The following is a 21,375-nucleotide window of genomic DNA, read 5'->3' as shown; positions in this document are numbered from 1 at the left end:
TCCTCCATAAATATTTGTTTATTAATATCTTGTTGCATAAATATTATACTATATTATTTTTAAAATATCTAGGTATTTATACATTATTTAAAGTATATATTATTTGATTGAAAAAATTTTTATTTAAAAAATATATTATTCACAAAGTTAGATTTAATAAGATGAAAATGATAGAATACAAAGCCTTTTATTCCATAATATGGAACATTTTTATTTGAAATTAAATTAAATATATATTTTTTTCCATATTTTAAGAAAAATTTAGGTGTTAATAAAATATGCATGTTAGAATAAACTTAGGTGATAGAATGAATTTAAAAAATATCAACAAAAAAATTGGAGATTTTACATTAAATGTAAATTTAGAATTAAAAAAAGGTGAGATTTTTGGAATTATTGGAAAATCTGGAAGTGGTAAATCAACTATTTTAAAGATTGTTCAAGGATTAATTAAACCTGATAGTGGTGAGATTAGTATAGATGAAAATATAGAAATGTCATCTATATTTCAAGGATTAAATCTTTTAAATAATAAAGATGTATATTCAAATGTAGCACTTCCTTTAATATTAAAAAAACAAAAAGATAATGAAAAAGTTGAAGAAGTATTAAAGTATGTAGGTTTACTTGAAAAGAAAAATGAATACATATCTTTTTTAAGTGGTGGACAAAAACAAAGAGTAGCTATTGCAAGAGCCTTAGTTTCAAATCCAGATTTATTGATTTGTGATGAAGTTACAACTTCACTTGATAAAATTACTAAAAATGAGGTTATATCTTTATTTAAAAAAATAAATAGAGATTATGGAACTACAATATTATTTGTAACTCATGAATTAGAGGTTGCTAAAAAAATATGTGATAGAGTTTCTGTTATAGAAAATGGAGAAATTTTAGAAATATTTGAAGTAAATAAGGATTTTTGCGAAGAAAGAGAATTTAGCTATTTAGAATATGCAAAAGAGGTACTAAAATAATGGATTATTTTACTTTAGAATTACTTTTATCTATTAAAGATACATTTATTATGGTATTAATTCCAACAATTTGTGCAATATTAATTGGAATACCGTTAGGTTCATTGCTATATATCACTAAAAAGAATGGATTAAAAGAGAATATGTATATATATATACCCATTAATATATATATTAATGTTGTAAGAAGTTTTCCTTTTTTAATCTTTGTTATTATTCTAATACCGCTTACAAGATTAGTTTTTGGGACAGCTTTTGGATTATTACCAGCAAGTTTTCCTATATGTTTTGTAGCAGTAGCCCTTTATGCAAGATTTGTTGAACAATCATTTCATGATGTTGATTTAGGTATAATAGATGCAGCATTATCTATGAAAGCAACAAGTTTTCAAATAGTTTGGCATTTTTTATTAGTTGAATCTAGGAGTTCTTTAGTTTTAGGATTAACTTCTAGTATAATTAGCTTTATATCTTACTCTACTGTTATGGGTATAGTAGGTGGTGGAGGTATAGGAGATTTTGCTATTAGATATGGATACCAAGAATACAACTATGCCTTGGTTTACAAGGTGGTGTCTATAATGATAGTTATGGTATTTTTGATACAGGTTACAGGTAATAAAATTTCAAAAAAATTAGATAAAAGAAGGAGAGATTCTTAATGTTAAAAAAAATATTATTATTTTTTACTATTTTATTTTCTAGTTTAACTTTTTCAAATGATAAAGTTATTAAAATTGCAGCAGCAGGATATCCTATGAATGAAATAGTTAAAATTGCTGCAAAAGATTTAGAAGAACAAGGTTATGATGTACAAATTTCATTATTAACTGATTATGTAACGGCTAATATAGGGTTAAATGCAAAAGAATTTGATGCAAACTTCCATCAACATGAGCCATTTATGCAAATTTTTAATGAAAAAAATAATGGGACTTTAGTTAAAGTTAAACCTATATATGATGTACATATTGGATTTTATTCAAAAACTATTAAAAGAAAATCACAAATTCCTAATGGTGCAAGAGTAGCAGTTCCTAGCGATCCTACTAATCAAGATAGAGCTTTAAGAATACTTGAAAAAGAAGGATTTATAAAACTTGCTAAAAAAACAGGATTAAATAATTTAGCAGATGTTAAAGAAAACAAAAAAAGATTAAAAATTACTCCTGTTGCAATAACGGCATTAGTACAAGCTTACCAAGAATTTGATTTAGCATTTAACTGGCCATCACATATGTTAAAAATAGGTGTAAAAGTTAAAGATGCAATTCTTTTAGAAAAATCATCTGATGCTAGATTTGCTGTAATGCTTGCTGCAAGAGAAGATAATAAAGATAGTCAAAAAATAAAGGATTTAACAAAAGCAATGACTTCAGAAAAGGTAAGAAAATTCTTACTTGAAAATTATAAAGAAGAGGGTTATCCAGTATTTTAATTACTAACAAATATTCCAATAATAAATAATTTTAATTAGTTTAGAAAGCCTGAAAAAACAGGCTTTTTACTCTTTTATATTACATGTTATATAAAAGTTATGTTAAATTTTTACATAAAATTTGCAATTTATGTTGTTTTATTGTATAATTATTTGTAAATTGTAAAATACTTGATATTATTGCTTGAATAATATTGTTATTTATGTTATAATTAAAATCTAGTAAAAGTGAAATTAGGAGGTGTAGATATGCAAATTTGTGAAGTATTTGGGAAAAAAGTAGGTCATGGTAACTTAGTAAGTCACTCAAATAGAGCAACTAAAAGAATTTGGAGACCTAATCTTCAAACTATGAAATTAATGCTTGATGGTAAAGAAGTTAAAGTTAGAGTAAGTACAAAAGCAATGAAAACATTAAAAGGTAAAAATGAGGATCAAGTGAAGAAAATATTACTTGAAAATAAAGATAACTTAAGCTCTAAACTTGCAAAAATCTTATTTTCAGCAAATTAATAAGTGAAATCACCTTTTTTTAGGGGATTCACATAGAAAAAGGTGTTATAATACACCCTTTTTTTTTGAAAAAAAATAGATGCAACTAAGCATCTATTTGACTAAATGATTTATTTTATCATCTTTATAATCTAAATTATGAATTGAATTTATATATCTTACTGTTTTTGAACTACCTCTAATTAGTAGAGTTTGTGTTCTAGCTATATTTCCACGTCTTTTTATACCCTCAAGTAAATCCCCTGTAGTAATACCAGTGGCAGAAAAAATTATTTCATCATCATGAGCTAAATCATCTAATTTAAGAACATCACCTATTACTAAACCTTTTTCTTCGCATCTACGTTTTTCATCTTTTGATATTTTATCATTTTCTAAAGAATATCCTTTAACCTCATTACGTAATTTTAATCTTGCCTGCATATCACCACCTAAAATTCTTATGGCAGCAGCTGATATTACACCCTCAGGAGCACCACCTATTCCATAAACAACATCAATATCACTATCAACCATACATGTTAGTATAGATGCAGCAACATCTCCATCAGGCAGGGCATAAACACTAATTCCTAATTTCTGTAAGTCTTTAATTATTTCTTTATGTCTAGGTTTATCTAATATTATTACAGTTAAATCTTTTAAATCCTTATTATTTGCTTTTGCTATTATTTCTATATTATCTTTTAATGGTTTATTTAAATCAATTAAACCTTTTGCATTTGGACCTACTATTAATTTTTCCATATACATATCTGGAGCTTTTAAGAATGAATTTTTTTTACCAACTGCAAGTACAGTTATTGCATTTGCCTGTCTTTGTGCAGTCATGCGAGTTCCCTCAACAGGATCTACGGCTATATCAACCTCAAGATATTGTCCATCAGGTCTACCAAGAATTTCACCAATGTATAACATTGGAGCTTCATCTATTTCACCTTCGCCAATTACAACTTCACCTTTTATTTTTATTCTATTTAACATTATTTTCATTGCTTCAACGGCAACTCTGTCTATTTCTTCTTTATTACCTCTACCTGCTAGTTTGTGTGCTGCAAGTGCTGCTGCCTCAGTAACTCTTGCGAATTCTAATGCTAATTCTCTTTTCATTTTTGCTCCTTTCAATATTATGTTATATAAATTATACCATAAAAAAAGCAATGATTGTAGAGATAAAATGTCTATTTACACTTATGTTCATCTATTGACTTTTTATATATTCAAGGTAATATATATGTGAAAGTGTGTTATTCTATTTTTCTTTTTTTTATGTTATAATACATTTAATATTTATTGAAGTAGGAGGCATATATGAAAATAGTCTTATATCTACTTTTTTACATTATTACATCAATAATGATATTAACTTATTTATTTAAAGAAAAGAAAGTAGTAGATTATATAAATAAAATAGTAGATAAACTTTTAGAAAAATTAGGATTAAAAAGTGAAAAAATTAAAAATGATAAAATATTAATATTTATTAATACATTAGTGTTGATAATTTTAGGAATTTTAGCATTTAAAGTAGATTATACAAGAAATGATATATTACCAATTAAGAATAAGATAATAATAATTGGAAGTGCATTAAATTTCTTAATATTCCTAGGAACTTATTTAAAAAAATACTATTATGAATATACGGCTATATTAAATATAGTCCTTATAGTATTTGGTAAAGCAATGTTTGGTGTAGATGATAAATACTTTTTAATAATAAACATAGTGGGAACTATATTTTCATTAATATTAATTTTTTATTCTAACATTGAATTAGGAAATAAGGTGAAGAAAATATTTAACTCTATCTATATTATTATTCTTGTATTAATCATACAGGGTTATTATTTAGGTAATTATGCTATACCAACAGGTTCTATGGAACCAACTATAGAAGTTGGAGATAGAATATTTGCCAATAATGTGTTATATAGATTTAAGAAACCTCAAATAGGGGATATTATTTCATTTAAAGAGCCACTTGATAATAGTTTGATGTACACAAAAAGAATTACAGGAACATCTGGAGTAACATTTAAAATTAATGAAGAAGATAATAATATATATATTAATGGAGAAAAATCAAGTTTAAATAGAGAATATTCTGTAGAGGGTATTTTGAAACTATATAACAATCCTGAAATATATATACCTAAAAAAGGAGATAAGGTTAAACTTTTAAGCATATTAGAACTTGATATAGTTAATGGAAATGGAGTAGTAGAGGTAACAAGAGAAGATTTTTTAGCTAAGAACATTTCTGAAAAATACTACAAGTACTTATTTGGTTTCTTTAATACTAATACATTAGAGCAAATAAGTGGAGTAGACCAAGATTTAAGTAGTAAAAGATATACCTATGTTTTAGAAAGTGATGGTAGATTTGTACTTCCTATACTTGATTTTAAATATGATAAAGATGTTATGACTAAATTATTAAATGGAGAAGAAATTGAATTAGAAAGTAATTACTATATGGCTATGGGAGATAACACAAGAAATAGTAATGATTCAAGATTTTTTGGATATGTTAAAGAAGAAAGAATATATGGTAAATTATTACTAAGATGGTATCCATTTAATAGAGTAGGGCTTTTAAATGAATGAAAAGGAAATTGAAGAAATTTTATATTTACATAATAAAAATTTTTTAGATAAAAAAAGATATGAAGATATTGTAAGTATCTATGAAAATCCTAATTATTCTATATTCTGTATTTATGAAGAAGAATTAGTTGGATATATGATAATTCTTGATAGTTTTGACTGTTATGAATTATTTGAAATTGCCATTAAAAAAGAGTTTAGAAATAAAGGGTATGCCCAAAAACTTTTACAAAATATTTCATATGATAAAGATGTTTTTTTGGAAGTTTCTGAAAAAAATATATCGGCAATAAAACTTTATGAAAAAATTGGATTTAAGAAAATATCAGTTAGGAAAAAATATTATTTAGATGGAAGTAACGCATTGATAATGAAAAAATAGGGAGTGATTATAGTGAAAGGTTATTTAAGTATAGTTTTACATGCACATTTGCCATATGTAAGACATCCAGAATATGAAGAGTTTTTAGAAGAAGATTGGTTATTTGAAGCAATTACAGAAACATATATACCACTTCTAAATATGTTTGAGAACTTAACTAGAGATAGAGTACCTTTTAATATTACTATGACAATTTCAGGAACTTTAGCTAATATGTTAAATGATGAAATGTTACAAAATAGATATTTAAAACATATGGATAAATTAGTGGATTTTTGTACTTTAGAATTAGAAAGATTAGCTCCATATCCTGATATGTACGCTATTGCTGTACATAATTATGATACATATTTCAATGCAAGAAAATACTTTTTAGATAATGATAAAAATTTAATTAAGAGATTTAAATATTTTCAAGATTTAGGTAACTTAGAAATTATTCCAGTTACTGCAACACATGGAATGCTTCCTATGATGAAAGATTTCCCTAATGCTGTAAAAGCACAAGTTAAAATGGCGAAACTTGATTACATGTCTAATTTTGGTAGAGAACCTCAAGGGATATGGCTTGCAGAATGTGCTTATTATAAAGGACAAGATATATATTTAAAAGATGAGGGAATTAGATATTTCTTAGTTGATGCTCATGGAATAAAAAATTCTAATCCAAGACCTGTTTATGGAGTTTATTCTCCTGTATTTACTGAAAATGGTGTAGCAGCCTTTGCTAGAGATTTAGAATCATCAGAGCAAGTTTGGTCATCTGAGGTTGGATATCCTGGAGATGGAGCATATAGAGAATTTCATAAAGATGCTGGTTATGAACTTGATTATGAATATATTAAACCATTCTTACATAGTGATGGAGTAAGACGTAATATAGGGATAAAATATCATGCAATTACTGATAAAAAAGGAACGTTTAAAAAAGCATATAATCCAGAAGAAGCAAGAAATACTGCTATATCTCATGCCTATAATTTTGTATATAATCGTAGTAAACAAATAGATTATTTAGCAAGTAAAATGAAATATAGAAAACCAATAATAGTATCTCCATATGATGCAGAGCTATATGGACATTGGTGGTATGAGGGTCCAATATTTTTAGAATATATATTTAGAGCAATGCAGGAATCTAATTTTGGAAGTATCACACCATCAAGATATTTAGATGTATATAAATTAAATCAGATTGTTGATTTAAGTATGTCAAGTTGGGGAGCTAATGGATATTATGATGTTTGGGTAGATGGTTCTAATGACTATATTTACAGACATTTACATAAGGCTGCATCTAAAATGATAGAAATGGCTAAAATGGAACCAGCAAACGAATTAGAATATAGGGCTTTAAATCAAGCAGCTAGAGAATTATTCTTGGCTCAAACTTCTTGTTGGCCGTTTATAATGTTTACAAAAACTATGGTTGGATATGCAGAAAAGAAAGTATCAGATCATACTTATAGACTATTTAAAATATATGAAGATATTAAACATGGAAGCATAGATGAAGAATGGTTAAGAGAAATAGAGGGTAGAGATAATATATTTAGAAATATAGATTATAGAGTATATAGATAAGAGGGGCGACCCTCTTTTCTAAATTTTTGAAAAAGTAGGTAGATTTATGATATATTTTGATAATTCAGCAACTACTCGTGTAGATGAGAGAGTAATAGAAGAAATGGCTAAGGTAATGAGGGAGATGTATTTAAATATAGATTCAGGTTATACTTTAGCATATGATATAAAGAAAATTATAAAAGATAGAAAAAAGATATTTAAGAAAGTATTAGGTTTAAATCCTGATAATTTTTCTTTTACATCTGGTGGTGGAGAAGCAAATAATTTAGCATTAACATGTGTTATGAGAAAAGAAAAAAAAGGACATTTAATAATTTCAGCTATTGAGCATCCTTCACTTTTAAATACGGCTATGGAACTAAAAAATGAGGGTTATGAATTAGATTTTGTAAATGTTGATGAATTTGGGAATATAGATATAGATAATTTAAAAGATTTAATCAGAAATGATACTAAACTTGTTTCAATTATGGGTGTTAATAATGAAATAGGGACAATAATGGATATGGCAAATATATCTAAAGCTATTAAAGAAAAAAATAGCAATACATATTTTCATATAGATTTTGTACAAGGATTAAACCATGTTGATTTTGATTTTTCTAAAATTGAAGTTGATATCTTATCTATAAGTTCACATAAAATACATGGGCCTAAAGGAATAGGAGCTATATATATTAAAAATGGAGTTAAAATTAAAGAACAAATATATGGTAGTAATAGTGAAAACAAATACATTCCACGTACTATGCCTAATGAATTAGTTATGGGATTTTTAAAAGCTATAGAAATAGGAAATTTAGAAGATAAAAATAAGATTAAAGATTTAAAAGAATATTTTTTAGAGAAATTATCAAATATACCTAATATATATGTTAATAGTCCTAAAAATTCTAGTGATAGTATAATTAATGTATCTTTTATTGGTGCAAAATCTGAAGTATTACAAAATTTTCTTGCAAGTAATGATATATTTATTTCTATCGGTTCTGCTTGTTCTGCAAACAAAAAAGATTCACATGTTTTAAAGGCTCTAAATATACCTAAGGAAAGAATAGAAAGTTCTATTAGAATAAGTTTTTCTAAGTATAATAATAAGGGGGAAATTGACAAGTTTTTTGAAGTATTAACACCTTTTTTACAAATGCTAAGAAGTATAAAATAAGAATAGTATAAGAGAAATATAATAAAGATGGTGTAAAATATAGAGGTATAAATGATTAAAAGGAGTTAGGTATGAAAAAAATATTTTTATTATTATCCTTAATAGTGGGATTAAATGTTGTTGGTCAAGAAATTACGATATCAACTAGACAAAAAGTAGAAAAAGAAATTATTGCCGATACAGCATTAATAAATTTTAAACTAAAATCAGAGGGTAAAAAATTAGAAAAAACAAGAAGTGTTAATAGAGAAAAACTAAATGAATTTTTTATGAAATTAAATGAAAATGGAATTAAGTTTGATAATATAACAACAAATGTTATTAGTGATAGAAAGTTTTCTAAACTTAAAGAAGAAAAAGAAAATGGCTATGAAACAAATATGACATTTTCTATAACATCTGATATTAGTAATGGTTCTAAAATTATAAACGAACTAGAAAAAATAGGTGCTATAGGGTATAAGATGAATAAGGGAGTAATTACCTTTAAATTATCTTCTACTGGTAAAGATAAGAAAGATACATATAATAAAATAAATGAAAAAATTAAAAGACTTAAAAAAAATCTAGGTTTAGATTTTGAGTTTGTATTTTCAGATTCATATAAAAAAATTGAAAGAATAGATGAAACATATTATGAAGTAGAAAATGATTTTTCTCTTAAATTAAGAGATTTAAATAAGATTAATAAATTAATTGAAATAGCATCTAAATTAAATGTAGAAATTGATAATAATATAGAATATTCAGTATCTAATTTAAAAGAAAGATATTTAGATATGTATGAAGATGCGTATACAAAAGCTAGAAAAAAAGCTAAATTATTGATGATGAAAGATTATGAAATTAAGAATATAAAATCAATTAAAGAAAATAGATATTTAGTAGATGAACTTGAAAGAAAGATTAATATTGCAAATGATGTAGTTGAATATGCAATGCCTATGTTAGCTAGTTATAAAACAAGGGGAGTTGAAAGTGCTAAAGAAAGCACAAAAACTAATGGATTAGAAATAGTTACTCCAAAAATTAAACTTCAAAATGAATTAACTGTAGAATTTATAGCTGATGATGGTAAAGAAGATATAAAATATCCTAATGAATTAAATCTTTATTCTAGTTTTAGTAAAGATATTAAAGCTGATATAGTTAATTTTGAAATATCTATAAATACTAAGTCTAATAAGAATATGATTGATTCTAATAATAAGAATGCTGAAGTATTAGCTAAGTTAAAGAAACTTTTATCAAATGCTAAGATTTCTTATGAAAATATAGAAACTATCTCATTTGATACTAAAATATATGAAAATTATGAGAAAAAATTAGGGAAAGTAATTAAAAATGAACAACAAGCAACTTTTAATATTAGAGTAGGTAAAATTAATACTTTAAATTATCAAAAGTTTTTAGAATTGACAGATAATGATAAAATTAGGGTATATACTAGTAATAATGAACTATTTTTAGAAATAAAAGAGAGTGCTAAAACTGTTAATGAAGCATATAATTTGGCAAATAAGAGATATGGAAGTTTAAAATTAAATCTTGCAAAATTAAATGTTGACATTAATCTTGAACAATACCACAATACTTCTTTAGTTGAAAGAGAAGAAATAACTGAAAAAGTTACAAACTACATTACTAATAATAAACTTAAAATTGTTACAAAAGATATATCTAATTTATCACTTATGGTATCGCTATTAAGAGAATTAGGTATAGAAACTGAATATATTAATTATGGTTTGGATAATGTTGAAAATTATCAAAAACTATTTTATGATGAATTACTTAAGGATTTAAAAAATAAGGAAAATAGATTTAATAAATTAGAAAATATAGAAACTAAAGGATTTAAATCTATTAAAGATGATGATAATGAAATGTATAAATATTATGGTAGAGATGGATTAATGTTCAATAGAAATAATTATGAGTATAATTTAAATATATCAAATGAAGAAATAATAAAAAGAGCAAAAGAAAATCCATATAAGATATTTGTTAAACCATATAGATCTAATATGGTAATAGAAGCTGTAATTAATTTAAAATAAGATTTCAGATTAAGAAACACTGAATAAAAAGATATGTTAAATATGTTTGTAAATACTATAGCTAGATTAATAAGACATGATAGTTTGTTATAAAAGTATCTATCTTTATTGCATTTAAAAAATTTTCATTATATAATTATAATATAACTTATTAGGGAGTGTTGTATATGGAAAAGAAAAATGCAGGATATATATATTCATTTGAATCATTTGGGACTAAAGATGGTCCTGGTATAAGATTTGTACTTTTTTTACAAGGTTGTCCCTTAAGATGTCTTTACTGTCATAATGTAGATACTTGGAATTTGAAAGACCATAAAAAATTAATGACACCAGAAGAAGTATTTAAAGAAATTATGAAAGTAAGAGGATTTATTAAAACAGGTGGAGTTACAGTTTCTGGTGGAGAACCTTTGCTTCAATCTGATTTTATTATAGAATTATTTAAACTATGTAAAGAAGCTGGAATACATACTTGCATTGATACTTCAGGATATATTTTCACTGAGAAAGCTAAACAGGCAATAGAATTAGCAGATTTAGTTATGCTTGATATTAAACATATAGATCAAGAAAAGTATAAGGTATTAACTTCTGTTAATCTAGCACCAACTTTAAAAATGGCAGATTATTTAGAAAGTATTAATAAACCAGTATGGTTAAGATATGTTTTAGTTCCAGGATATTCAAATGACCCTAAAGATTTAGATGATTGGGCTAAATATTGTTCTAAATTTAAAAATGTTGAAAGAGTAGATATATTACCTTTTCATCAAATGGGAACACCAAAATGGGATAAAATGAAAAAAGAATATAAATTGAGAGATACACCAACACCGACTAAAGAAGAAATTAAAATAGCTGAAGAAATATTTTTAAAGTATGATTTACCGTTGTATAAAGTTAAATAGAGAAGTAATATAAGAAATGAGAGAGATTTTATGCTCTCTTTTTCATTTAAAAAAAGAGAATTTCATAAATTTTAGAAATTCTCTCATCTATAATCCTTTATAATATCCTTATAGTAAATATTGCACTAATAATAAAATGAAGTAATAATACAAAATTATGTATTGGAATAAAATCATCACTTAATCCTAAATTAGTAACTATAAGTAGTATGTTAATTATAAGATAAACTATTGTATAAAAGTTAAAATGTAAAATAGTAAAACTATTACCAACAAAATGTATTATTGTTGGAGCTATATTTGCTAAATTTGGATTAATCATAAATAAAATTATAGCTATTATCTCAAATAATAATATAGGAATTACTAATAAATTTAAACTGTTAAATGGATATTTTAATCTGAAAAACTTACTTATTCCTATGTATATTTTAATATATGCAATTAGTATGGTAATTAATATTAAAAAATTAAACATTTTGTTCCCCTTATTTTGATATAGTAAAAGTATAACACAAATTAAAAGGCTTTACAATAATACATAGTTATTGTATACTATTATTGTTAATAAACTACTGCAATGGAAGAAATTGCCTAGTTAAACGGAGGGAAATATGGAAAGAAAACCTATAATGAAAGTAATGGATGGAAATGAAGCTGCGGCCTATATTTCTTATGCTTTTACAGAGGTTACAGCAATTTATCCAATAACTCCATCTACCAATATGGCAGAATACACAGATGAATGGGCTTCAAAGGGGAAAAAAAATATTTTTGGGACAGTACCTAAAATAATAGAAATGCAATCAGAAGCAGGAGCAGCAGGTGTAGTTCATGGATCATTGCAGACAGGTGCTTTAACAACAACTTTCACAGCATCTCAAGGATTATTATTAAAACTTCCAAATATGTATAAAATTTCAGGTGAACTTTTACCAGGGGTAATACATGTTGCAGCAAGATCGATTTCAACACATGCACTTTCAATTTTTGGAGATCATCAAGATATATATTCAGCAAGAACTACAGGTTGGGCTATGTTATCTTCATCATCTGTACAAGAAGTTATGGACTTAGCTGGAGTGGCACATTTATCGGCTATTAAATCAAGAGTGCCTTTTTTGCATTTCTTTGATGGTTTTAGAACATCGCATGAAATACAAAAAATTGAAAAAATTGAATATAGTGATTTAGAAAAATTAATAGATATGGAAGCTTTAAAGAAATTTAGAATGAGGTCTTTAACACCTGATGTACCAGTAACAAGAGGAACAGCACAAAATGATGATATTTTCTTTCAAGCAAGAGAAGCACAGAATATTTTCTATAATAATTCAGTAGAGATAGTTAAAGAATATATGAAAGAAATTTCTAAAATTACTGGTAGAGAGTATAAACCTTATACTTATTATGGTCATAAAGATGCAAGATCTGTAATAGTTGCAATGGGATCTGTATGTGAAACTATTAAAGAAACTATAGATTTTTTAAATGCACGTGGAGAAAAGGTTGGTATGATTAAGGTAAGTCTATACAGACCATTTTCTGCAAAGGATTTTTTACAAGAATTACCAGAGAGTGTTAAAAAAATTGCAGTATTAGATAGAACTAAAGAACCAGGTTCTTATGGAGAACCACTTTATTTAGATGTTAAATCAGTACTTTATGGAAGAGAAAATGCACCAAAAGTTATTGGTGGAAGATATGGATTAGCTTCTAAAAATGTAAATCCATCTCATATTATTTCTGTATTTAAAAATTTAGTATTAAAAGAACCTAAAGACCATTTTACTGTAGGAATAAAAGATGATGTTACATTTACTTCACTTCCTATATATGAAAATCCAGATTTATCAAAGGAAAATGATATTTCATGTCTTTTTTTTGGATTAGGGTCAGATGGAACTGTAGGGGCTAATAAAAGTAGTGTAAAAATAATTGGAGATTTAACTGATAAATATGTACAAGCCTATTTTTCTTATGATTCTAAAAAATCTGGTGGTATTACTAGGTCTCATTTAAGATTTAGCGATAAACCTATAACTTCGACATATTTAGTTAGTAATCCTAGTTTTGTATCATGTTCTAATCAAACTTTTTTGAAAAAATATGATGTACTTTCAGGGTTAAGAAAAAAAGGAACTTTTTTACTAAATAGTATATATGAGGGAGAAAGATTAATTGAGAGTTTACCAAAGAAAATAAAGAGGGAACTTGCTTTAGCAGAAGCAAGATTTTTTGTAATTAATGCAAATAAAATAGCTTATGATTTAGGTATGATAAGTAAGACTAATACTATATTACAATCAGCTTTTTTTAAACTTATTAATATAATAGACTTTAAAATGGCAAAAGAAGAATTAAAAAAACATGTCATTAAAAACTATGGATTAAAGGGAGAAGACATAGTTCTTAAGAATTTAAAAATGATAGAATTGGCAGAAGAAAATATAGTTGAAATAGAAGTAAAAAAAGAATGGGCAAATTTAGTAGATGAAGAGGAATATTTAACCCTAGATTATGGGAATAGTTTAGATAAAAATTCTTTTATAGCTAAAATTGCTGAACCTATGACAGCTTTAAAAGGAGATGAATTACCAGTTTCAATATTTGATGGGTATGAGGACGGTACTTTTGAAAATGGAGAGGCGAATTTTGAAAAAAGAGCAATAGCTAAATATATACCAGAATGGAGACCAGAACATTGTATACAATGCAATCAATGTTCTTATGTTTGTCCTCATGCAGCTATAAGACCTTTTTTAATTGATGAGAAAGAATTAGAAAATATACCAAATAGTATGGATTTATTAAATCCATTAGGAAAAGGTCTTGAAAGATTAAGATATAGAATACAGGTTTCTCCTCTCGATTGTACAGGTTGTACGGCATGTGCAGAAGTATGCCCAGCAAGAACTAAGGCTTTAGTAATGAGACCTATAGAAGAACAGCTTGAAAAGGGTGAAAAAGAAAATGCAGATTATTTATATAATCATGTAACATACAAAGATGAGTATTTTAATAGAGAAACAGTTATAGGTTCACAATTTGCTAAACCTTTATTTGAATTTTCAGGAGCTTGTGTAGGTTGTGGAGAAACTCCATATATTAAACTTTTAACTCAAATTTATGGAGATAGAATGATGATAGCAAATTCAACAGGTTGTTCATCTATTTATGGTGGTTATGCACCATCAACACCATATACAACTAATGATAAAGGACAAGGTCCAACATGGTCATCTTCTTTATTTGAAGACACGGCTGAATATGGTTACGGTATGCTTCAAGCAAGTGAAAAATTGAGAATAAGAGTTGTGGAATTAATAGATAATTTAAGTAAAAAAGAAAATATAGATAATTCTTTAAAAGAAATATTAGAAAAGTATTTAAGTGTAGTAAACAATGCAAATGAGATACAGAAAATTAAAGAAGAATTATTAAATGCTTTAGAGTCTAATAAGGATAAATATGAAGAAATTGAAAATATTTTAGAATTAAAATACTATTTAAATCAAAGATCTATTTGGGTTATAGGTGGAGATGGTTGGGCTTATGATATAGGGTTTGGTGGACTTGATCATGTTTTAGGAACAGGAGATAATATTAAGGTTTTAGTTCTTGATACAGAAGTTTATTCAAATACTGGTGGTCAATCATCATCTTCATCTCCAATAGCATCTGTTGCTAAATTTACTAATAATGGTAAGAGAAGAAAGAAAAAAGATTTAGCATCAATTATGATGAGTTATGGAGATATATATGTAGCAAAAATTTCTATGGGTGCAAATCAAAATCAAACATTAAAAGCTTTAAAAGAGGCTCAAGAATATGATGGACCAGCTATAGTTATAGCATATTCACCTTGTATAGCTCATGGTATTAAGGGAGGACTTGGAATAGCCAATGAACATGAAAAATTAGCAACAGAAGTAGGTTATTGGACTTTATTAAGATTTGATCCAAGAAGAGCTAAAACAGGTAAAAATCCATTACAACTTGATAGTAGAAAACCAAACTGGGATAAATATATGGATTTCTTAATGAGTGAAACAAGATTTACTTCACTTATGAAAACTAATCCAGAAATGGCAACTGAATTATTTGAAAAAAATATGAATAATTCTAAAGAAGTATGGAACTATTATCAAAGATTATCTAAAATGGACTATAAGGAAGAATAAATCCTTGGGAAATGCCAAGGATTTTTTATTTACTTTTATTAAAAATTAAGATATAATTAAAAAAAAGGGGGAATAATGAAAAATAGGGGGATAACATTAATAGAGGTGATAGTTTACATATCATTAATTTTAGTTACATTTTTTATATCATCAAAATCTTATCGTTTCATCTTAGAAAAAGAAAGACTTAAAAAAGAAGTAGTTGAAATTACTAGTTCATTTAGGAAAAATCAAAAAAAATCAGAAATATATGGAGAATATATACCTATATATTTTGATTTAGAGAAAAAAGAAATATTTTTTGGTAAGAATAATTTAAAATTATCTGATGAATTTATATATTTAAGCAAAAATAAGTCTGACATAGCTAATTTTGAAAGATATTTTACTGAAAATGGTAATCTTAATAGGGGTTTTAATTTACTCATATTAAATAAATCTGGTAATTTACTTGCTGAAATATCATTTGATAGTAGTAATAGCATTTCATATCCTGTAATAACAGTAAAAGGTATAAAATTATGAAAAAATATTTATATATATTTTCTATTTTCATTCTTTTTGTATTTTTTAATTTATATAAATTTAATGTAGATGATATTTCTTATGGGTTAATATATAGTTTAGATGTTAAAGTAGTCGGTAAGAATATGAGTGTTATTAAAATTAATGGTAAGTATACTAATAGAAAAATATTTTTAAGAAATGATGATGACTTAAAATATGGTAGGTATATTATTTCATATGTTTGGGATAATAAGGATAAAGGTAGGATTTTAAATGTAAAATCTAGTTATTTTAATACTTATAGGCAATATATTTTAAGTGTTATAAATAAGTCATATGAAAATTTTGATACTCGCTCTATAAGTAAAGCGATAATACTTGGTGATAAGAGTGATATTGATAGGGAAACATTGAAAATGTTTAATTATTTAGGAATTATACATTTAATTGCTATTTCTGGATTGCATATTCATTTAATTTCATCTATTTTTAAAAATAGATACATATCCTTTATTTTTATCACTATTTATTCTGTTTTAATTGGATTTTCAGCATCTATAAAAAGAGTATATTTAATGAAATTACTAGATTTTTTTGGTTTAAGTAAAAGTGATATGTATATAGTTAGTATAGTTGTTTTATTATTAAATAATATGTCTAATATTTTTGATTCAGGTTTTATTTATACTTTTTCATCAGTTTTTATCCTCATATACATATATCCTTTAATTAAAGGCTATAGCTTTAGTTTTATTTATTTAAATTTATGTATTCAAATAGCAATTATGCCTTTTTCTTACTATTTCTCAAATATTATTCTAATATTTACTTTTTTAGTAAATATATTAATTATTCCAGTATTTACATTACTTATAGAGATGATATTTATAAATTTTATTTTAAATATTTTTGGTATTTCAATTTTTGCTGTATTAATAGATAAATACTATAATCTAGTTATGGAATTAATACATCTTATTTCAAGGTTTAAATATATTAGTATAGAATTTGAATATTTTAATTTATATATCTTCATTTTCTTACTTATTTTTAGTATATATATTTTATTAAATATTTGGAAAGAACACTAAAAAAAATCATGAACAATTTTTCTGATAAATAAAGGCAAAAACCGTATTAATACTGAATTTGCAAGCTTGAAGAATAAAGGTAAAAGTGATATAATCGTTTTAAAGCTTTGGAGGTGTGAAAATATGAAAATAGAATATATTAAACCTCAGAATAATAAAAAAGAAAGTATATATATATTAATAACAATACTAGTTTTGCTTATAACATCAGTTTTGTTGATAAATTTTACAAAAAGTAGTTATGAAGATAAATTTTTATCAGAAAAAGAAATAAGTAGTTTTGAGAGTTTTAATCCAGAAGAAAATGGGATATATTCAGATTTGTATAATTTTAGCACAAATTTAGAATTTTTTGCTAAAGATAGTGGATATCCAAGTATAGAAAGCCTTGAAAATGAATATATTTATCCTTTTGTTAAAGATGATTTATGGGAAAAAAGAGGTAAACTTGATTGGAGTTTAGTTATTAAAGAAAATCATTATTATTACTTAGGTATAAGTAAAAATGATGATATAGGGAATTTTTTAATAGATTCAGTTATTGAGGGAAATGATGTTAAAAATATCATTAAATACTATAAGGGGGAAATAGTAGAAAAAGATATTTTAAAAATATCTAAAATGTTTTATGAAGTAAAACCTTTAACTGGAAAAGATATATAAAAGGGGATAAAATGAAAAAAGGAGTAGAATTAAGTTTAAAAGATGTTTCACTTAATTTAGGGGGGAATCAAATACTTAAAAATATTAATATAGATATTAAAAGTGGAGAAATTCATTGCCTTATAGGTCCAAATGGTGGTGGGAAATCAAGCTTAGTAAAGTGTATGTTATCTTTAGTTCCCTTTGAGGGAGAAATAAAGATGAGTTATGATGAGGGAAAAGTTATAGGATATGTTCCACAAAATTTAGATTTTGATAAAACACTTCCTATTACAGTAGAAGATTTTTTAGCCATGATTTTTCAAGACAGAGCAGTATTTTTTGGTATGAATAATGAAACAAGGTTAAAGATAAATGAACTTTTAAAAAAAATAGATATGTATCATAAAAAAGATAGAATGTTAGGGTCTTTATCAGGTGGAGAATTACAAAGAGTTTTACTTGCACAAGCTTTGCATCCACAACCTAATTTACTTATTTTAGATGAGCCGTTTTCAGGTATAGATACAGTATGTGAAACTTACTTTTTAGAGATGATACAAAAACTTAAAAAAGAGGGTGTAACTATAATCTGGATACACCATAATTTAAAACAAGTAATAGAGATTGCTGATAAGGTAACTTGTATTAAAGGAACAGTAATATTTAGTGGAGTTCCTAAGGAAGAAATAGTAGAAGAAAGAATATTTGATATTTTTTCATAGGGGAGATAAAATGGAAGTTTTAAGAAACTTTTTAGCAGAACTTGCTAATAGTGGATTGCTACCTGAATTTTTTGCATATGGATTTGTTGTAAATTCCATAATAGCAGCTATATTAATAGGACCTATGCTTGGTGGTATTGGAACTATGGTAGTAATTAAAAAAATGGCTTTTTTTTCAGAGGCTATAGGACATGCTGCTATTGCAGGTATTTCTATAGGAATACTTTTGGGTGAGCCATATAATTCGCCATATATTATGCTATTTAGTTATTGTATAATATTTGGACTTATTATTAATTATACAAGAAATAGGACTAAAATGGGAACAGATACATTAATAGGTATATTTTTATCAATATCTATAGCATTAGGTGCAATTTTACTTATATACATATCAGGAAAAGTTAATTCACATATGTTAGAAACAGTACTATTTGGATCTATACTTACGGTATCAGATTTTGATTTAAAAGTACTTTTATTTACAAATATTATTTTAATTATTTTAATAATGTTATGGTATAACAAAATGTTACTTTCAAGTTTTAATAAAAATATATCTATAGTAAAAAATGTAAATGTAGTATTTTTAGAATATGTATTCATATTAATAATTACTATTGTTACTGTTGCATCTGTTAAAATAATTGGAGCATCTTTAGTTGAGGCTCTTTTAATAATTCCAGCAGCTGCAGCAAAAAATTTATCTAAGTCTATTAAGCAATTTATACTACAAAGTATAATATTTTCAACGATTAGTTGTCTTTTAGGAATTATAGTGCCATTATCATTATCGCTATCATTACCGTCAGGTCCAGCAATAATATTGGTTGCTTCAACAATATTTTTTATAACCGTAGCTATAAAAAATATTACTAGAAAATATAGAGAGGGAGTGATGTAATGAAAAAAATATTTTTAACCTTATTATTAATTTTAAGTATTTTAAGTAAGGGTGCAGTAAATAAAAAGATATTAACATCTAATCAAGTTTCATATACTTTAGCAAGTAATGTAGTTAAAGGAACAGATATTAAAGTTATTTCTGCTGTAGATTCTTATACTGATATGTTTAAACAAAAAAATACATTTAAAAATTTACCAAATAAATCTGAAATATTTTCAGATGCAGGAGTAGTAGTAACTTTTTCTAAAATTTTAGATGATGATTTCCTATATGAACAAGCTAGGAGATATAATATAGGGGTAATAGAAATAGATTTAGGGTATAGTTATAGAGATAATAATTCTTTAGTATTAAGCAAGAAATTTAATGAAGATGGGAAAAGAAATACTAATTCTTGGTTAGATTTTAGTAATATATATAAAATGATAGATATATTATCAAGCGATTTAATAGATATTTATCCTGAATATAGAGAAGATATAATTACGAATGCTGAGAAATTGAAATTAGAATTTTTAGAAATGTTTAATGATTTTACAGAAACAGTATATAGTAGTGATGTAGATTTAGGAGTAATATATATAGGTGATTCAGAAATGGATTTTTTATTTGATAGCTTAGAACTTTATCATCAAAATATTCCATATAATTCAAATTTAAGTTTAATTAAGAAAACAATAAGAGAAACAGGTATTAATAAGGTTGTTTCTGGTAAGACTTTAAGTAAGACTATTAGAGAACAATTAAAAAAAGAGAAAATAAAATATGTTAAATTAGATTTAGGAAATATACCTTTAGATGAAAATGAAGATGAAATTATGGATATGAATGGATATTTAGATATCTTAAAAACTAACTTAGATAGATTAAAAAAATTATTAATTAAATAGGAGGAAAAATGAAAAAAATATTATTAAGCTTATTTATTATGTTTTCTTTTGTTACATTTTCACATGTTGTAACAGTAAATGTTTTAGAGGGAGCAGAAAAAGGTGAAATTTTAATTAGAGCTATAGATGATAGTGGAAATAGAGAAGCTAATGAAGAAATATATGTATTAAGTGATTTAGCATATGATGGAGATTTAGAAGTGTTTGAAAAAGCAGGCTCTGAAGATTTTCATGGTAAGTTAATTCTTTTTAAAGGAATGTTAGATAATATGGGAGAATTAGTACTTCCTAAACCAGGTGTTAAAAGATATATAATATTAATAGCTGGTGGTGGAGATCATGACTTTGTTGGAAAAGGTTTATCTTTAAATTCAGAAGATGAACAAAACTGGGAAAAAGTACTTGAAAAACATAATAAAACATTAGGAAAATATTCAGAAATTTACAAAACTAGAAAATTTTAATATATTAAAAATTTATTGCACCTCAAATGGTGCATTTTTTATTGTACCTAAATTCCAAAAGTAAATGTCCAAAAACAACTTAAACAAGATTTAAAAGACATTCATAAACTTCATAAGATGTTGAAGAATTGAAAATTTTTCTAGGATAATTATTCATAAAATTTTCAATAAATTTAACATCTTTTTTTCTTAATTTATTCATAGACCTACCCTTAGGAATAAATCTCCTAATCATCTTATTATTATTTTCATTACTACCCCTCTCATTAGAACAATAAGGGTGAGCAAAATACCACTTAATATCTAAATCAGTAATATACTT

21 protein-coding genes are annotated in these 21,375 nt (G+C 25.3%); 18 read left to right on the top strand and 3 right to left on the bottom strand.

The window, feature by feature from the left end:
* The first annotated feature begins 278 nt into the window (after positions 1-278).
* The 4 genes from BT993_RS03565 (at position 279) to rpmB (ending at position 2,928) form a co-directional block, all read left to right on the top strand.
* Positions 279-977, top strand: coding sequence for an ATP-binding cassette domain-containing protein (locus BT993_RS03565; protein ID WP_244147537.1), 699 nt, complete (start codon positions 279-281; stop codon positions 975-977).
* Positions 977-1,639: a methionine ABC transporter permease gene (locus tag BT993_RS03560; RefSeq protein ID WP_072593264.1), complete on the top strand. Its 663-nt coding sequence runs from the start codon at positions 977-979 to the stop codon at positions 1,637-1,639. The genes BT993_RS03565 and BT993_RS03560 overlap by 1 nt, the downstream gene beginning before the upstream one ends.
* Complete coding sequence (locus BT993_RS03555) at positions 1,639-2,415, top strand: MetQ/NlpA family ABC transporter substrate-binding protein (protein ID WP_072593263.1); 777 nt, start codon at positions 1,639-1,641, stop codon at positions 2,413-2,415. The genes BT993_RS03560 and BT993_RS03555 overlap by 1 nt, the downstream gene beginning before the upstream one ends.
* Positions 2,416-2,664: 249 nt before the next feature.
* Complete coding sequence (gene rpmB / locus BT993_RS03550; RefSeq protein ID WP_012858331.1) at positions 2,665-2,928, top strand: 50S ribosomal protein L28; 264 nt, start codon at positions 2,665-2,667, stop codon at positions 2,926-2,928.
* A gap of 93 nt (positions 2,929-3,021) precedes the next feature.
* On the opposite strand, the gene glpX is transcribed toward rpmB, so the two are convergent.
* Complete coding sequence (gene glpX / locus BT993_RS03545) at positions 3,022-4,038, bottom strand: class II fructose-bisphosphatase (protein WP_072593262.1); 1,017 nt, start codon at positions 4,036-4,038, stop codon at positions 3,022-3,024.
* 201 nt (positions 4,039-4,239) lie between these two features.
* Here glpX and lepB point away from each other — a divergent pair, with 201 nt between their 5' ends.
* From lepB to pflA, 6 genes are all read left to right on the top strand, one after another.
* Entirely contained in the window at positions 4,240-5,538 is a 1,299-nt protein-coding gene (lepB, locus tag BT993_RS03540) for a signal peptidase I (RefSeq protein WP_072593261.1), read from the top strand.
* Positions 5,531-5,920, top strand: coding sequence for a GNAT family N-acetyltransferase (locus tag BT993_RS03535; protein ID WP_072593260.1), 390 nt, complete (start codon positions 5,531-5,533; stop codon positions 5,918-5,920). Before lepB ends, BT993_RS03535 begins: the two co-directional genes overlap by 8 nt.
* A gap of 12 nt (positions 5,921-5,932) precedes the next feature.
* A complete protein-coding gene (locus tag BT993_RS03530; protein ID WP_072593259.1) occupies positions 5,933-7,504 on the top strand; it encodes a glycoside hydrolase family 57 protein in 1,572 nt (523 codons plus the stop codon).
* Between the two features lie 46 nt (positions 7,505-7,550).
* Positions 7,551-8,672, top strand: coding sequence for a cysteine desulfurase family protein (locus BT993_RS03525; RefSeq protein WP_072593258.1), 1,122 nt, complete (start codon positions 7,551-7,553; stop codon positions 8,670-8,672).
* Positions 8,673-8,743: 71 nt separating this feature from the next.
* Positions 8,744-10,732, top strand: a complete 1,989-nt coding sequence (locus tag BT993_RS03520) for an SIMPL domain-containing protein (protein ID WP_072593257.1) — start codon at positions 8,744-8,746, stop codon at positions 10,730-10,732.
* A gap of 167 nt (positions 10,733-10,899) precedes the next feature.
* The gene (gene pflA / locus BT993_RS03515) at positions 10,900-11,643 is read left to right on the top strand and encodes a pyruvate formate-lyase-activating protein (protein WP_072593256.1); all 744 of its coding nucleotides are present in this window, start codon (positions 10,900-10,902) and stop codon (positions 11,641-11,643) included.
* Positions 11,644-11,740: 97 nt separating this feature from the next.
* On the opposite strand, the gene BT993_RS03510 is transcribed toward pflA, so the two are convergent.
* Positions 11,741-12,121: a hypothetical protein gene (locus BT993_RS03510; RefSeq protein ID WP_072593255.1), complete on the bottom strand. Its 381-nt coding sequence runs from the start codon at positions 12,119-12,121 to the stop codon at positions 11,741-11,743.
* A gap of 136 nt (positions 12,122-12,257) precedes the next feature.
* On the opposite strand from BT993_RS03510, the gene nifJ reads away from it, so the two are divergent.
* The 8 genes from nifJ (at position 12,258) to BT993_RS03470 (ending at position 21,053) form a co-directional block, all read left to right on the top strand.
* Positions 12,258-15,827: a pyruvate:ferredoxin (flavodoxin) oxidoreductase gene (nifJ, locus tag BT993_RS03505; protein WP_072593254.1), complete on the top strand. Its 3,570-nt coding sequence runs from the start codon at positions 12,258-12,260 to the stop codon at positions 15,825-15,827.
* A gap of 75 nt (positions 15,828-15,902) precedes the next feature.
* On the top strand, positions 15,903-16,352 hold the full coding sequence (locus tag BT993_RS03500) for a pilus assembly FimT family protein (protein WP_072593253.1): 450 nt from the start codon (positions 15,903-15,905) through the stop codon (positions 16,350-16,352).
* A complete protein-coding gene (locus BT993_RS03495; protein WP_072593252.1) occupies positions 16,349-17,425 on the top strand; it encodes a ComEC/Rec2 family competence protein in 1,077 nt (358 codons plus the stop codon). Before BT993_RS03500 ends, BT993_RS03495 begins: the two co-directional genes overlap by 4 nt.
* Before the next feature lie 123 nt (positions 17,426-17,548).
* Positions 17,549-18,088, top strand: coding sequence for a DUF6162 family protein (locus BT993_RS03490; protein WP_072593251.1), 540 nt, complete (start codon positions 17,549-17,551; stop codon positions 18,086-18,088).
* Between the two features lie 11 nt (positions 18,089-18,099).
* Positions 18,100-18,792, top strand: coding sequence for a metal ABC transporter ATP-binding protein (locus BT993_RS03485; RefSeq protein WP_072593250.1), 693 nt, complete (start codon positions 18,100-18,102; stop codon positions 18,790-18,792).
* A 10-nt stretch (positions 18,793-18,802) separates the two neighbouring features.
* Positions 18,803-19,696 carry a metal ABC transporter permease gene (locus BT993_RS03480; RefSeq protein ID WP_072593249.1) on the top strand — a complete coding sequence of 298 codons (894 nt, stop codon included), beginning with the start codon at positions 18,803-18,805 and terminating at the stop codon, positions 19,694-19,696.
* Positions 19,696-20,589, top strand: a complete 894-nt coding sequence (locus tag BT993_RS03475) for a metal ABC transporter solute-binding protein, Zn/Mn family (RefSeq protein WP_072593248.1) — start codon at positions 19,696-19,698, stop codon at positions 20,587-20,589. The genes BT993_RS03480 and BT993_RS03475 overlap by 1 nt, the downstream gene beginning before the upstream one ends.
* A gap of 8 nt (positions 20,590-20,597) precedes the next feature.
* The gene (locus BT993_RS03470; RefSeq protein WP_072593247.1) at positions 20,598-21,053 is read left to right on the top strand and encodes a hypothetical protein; all 456 of its coding nucleotides are present in this window, start codon (positions 20,598-20,600) and stop codon (positions 21,051-21,053) included.
* Between the two features lie 79 nt (positions 21,054-21,132).
* On the opposite strand, the gene BT993_RS07330 is transcribed toward BT993_RS03470, so the two are convergent.
* On the bottom strand, positions 21,133-21,375 hold a 243-nt coding region (locus BT993_RS07330), incomplete at its 5' end, for an IS30 family transposase (protein ID WP_167359433.1).

The sequence above is a fragment of the Streptobacillus ratti genome, from assembly GCF_001891165.1.
Lineage (GTDB): Bacteria > Fusobacteriota > Fusobacteriia > Fusobacteriales > Leptotrichiaceae > Streptobacillus > Streptobacillus ratti.
Note: the sequence above shows the minus strand (reverse complement) of the source record. Positions and strands in the feature narration are given on the sequence as shown.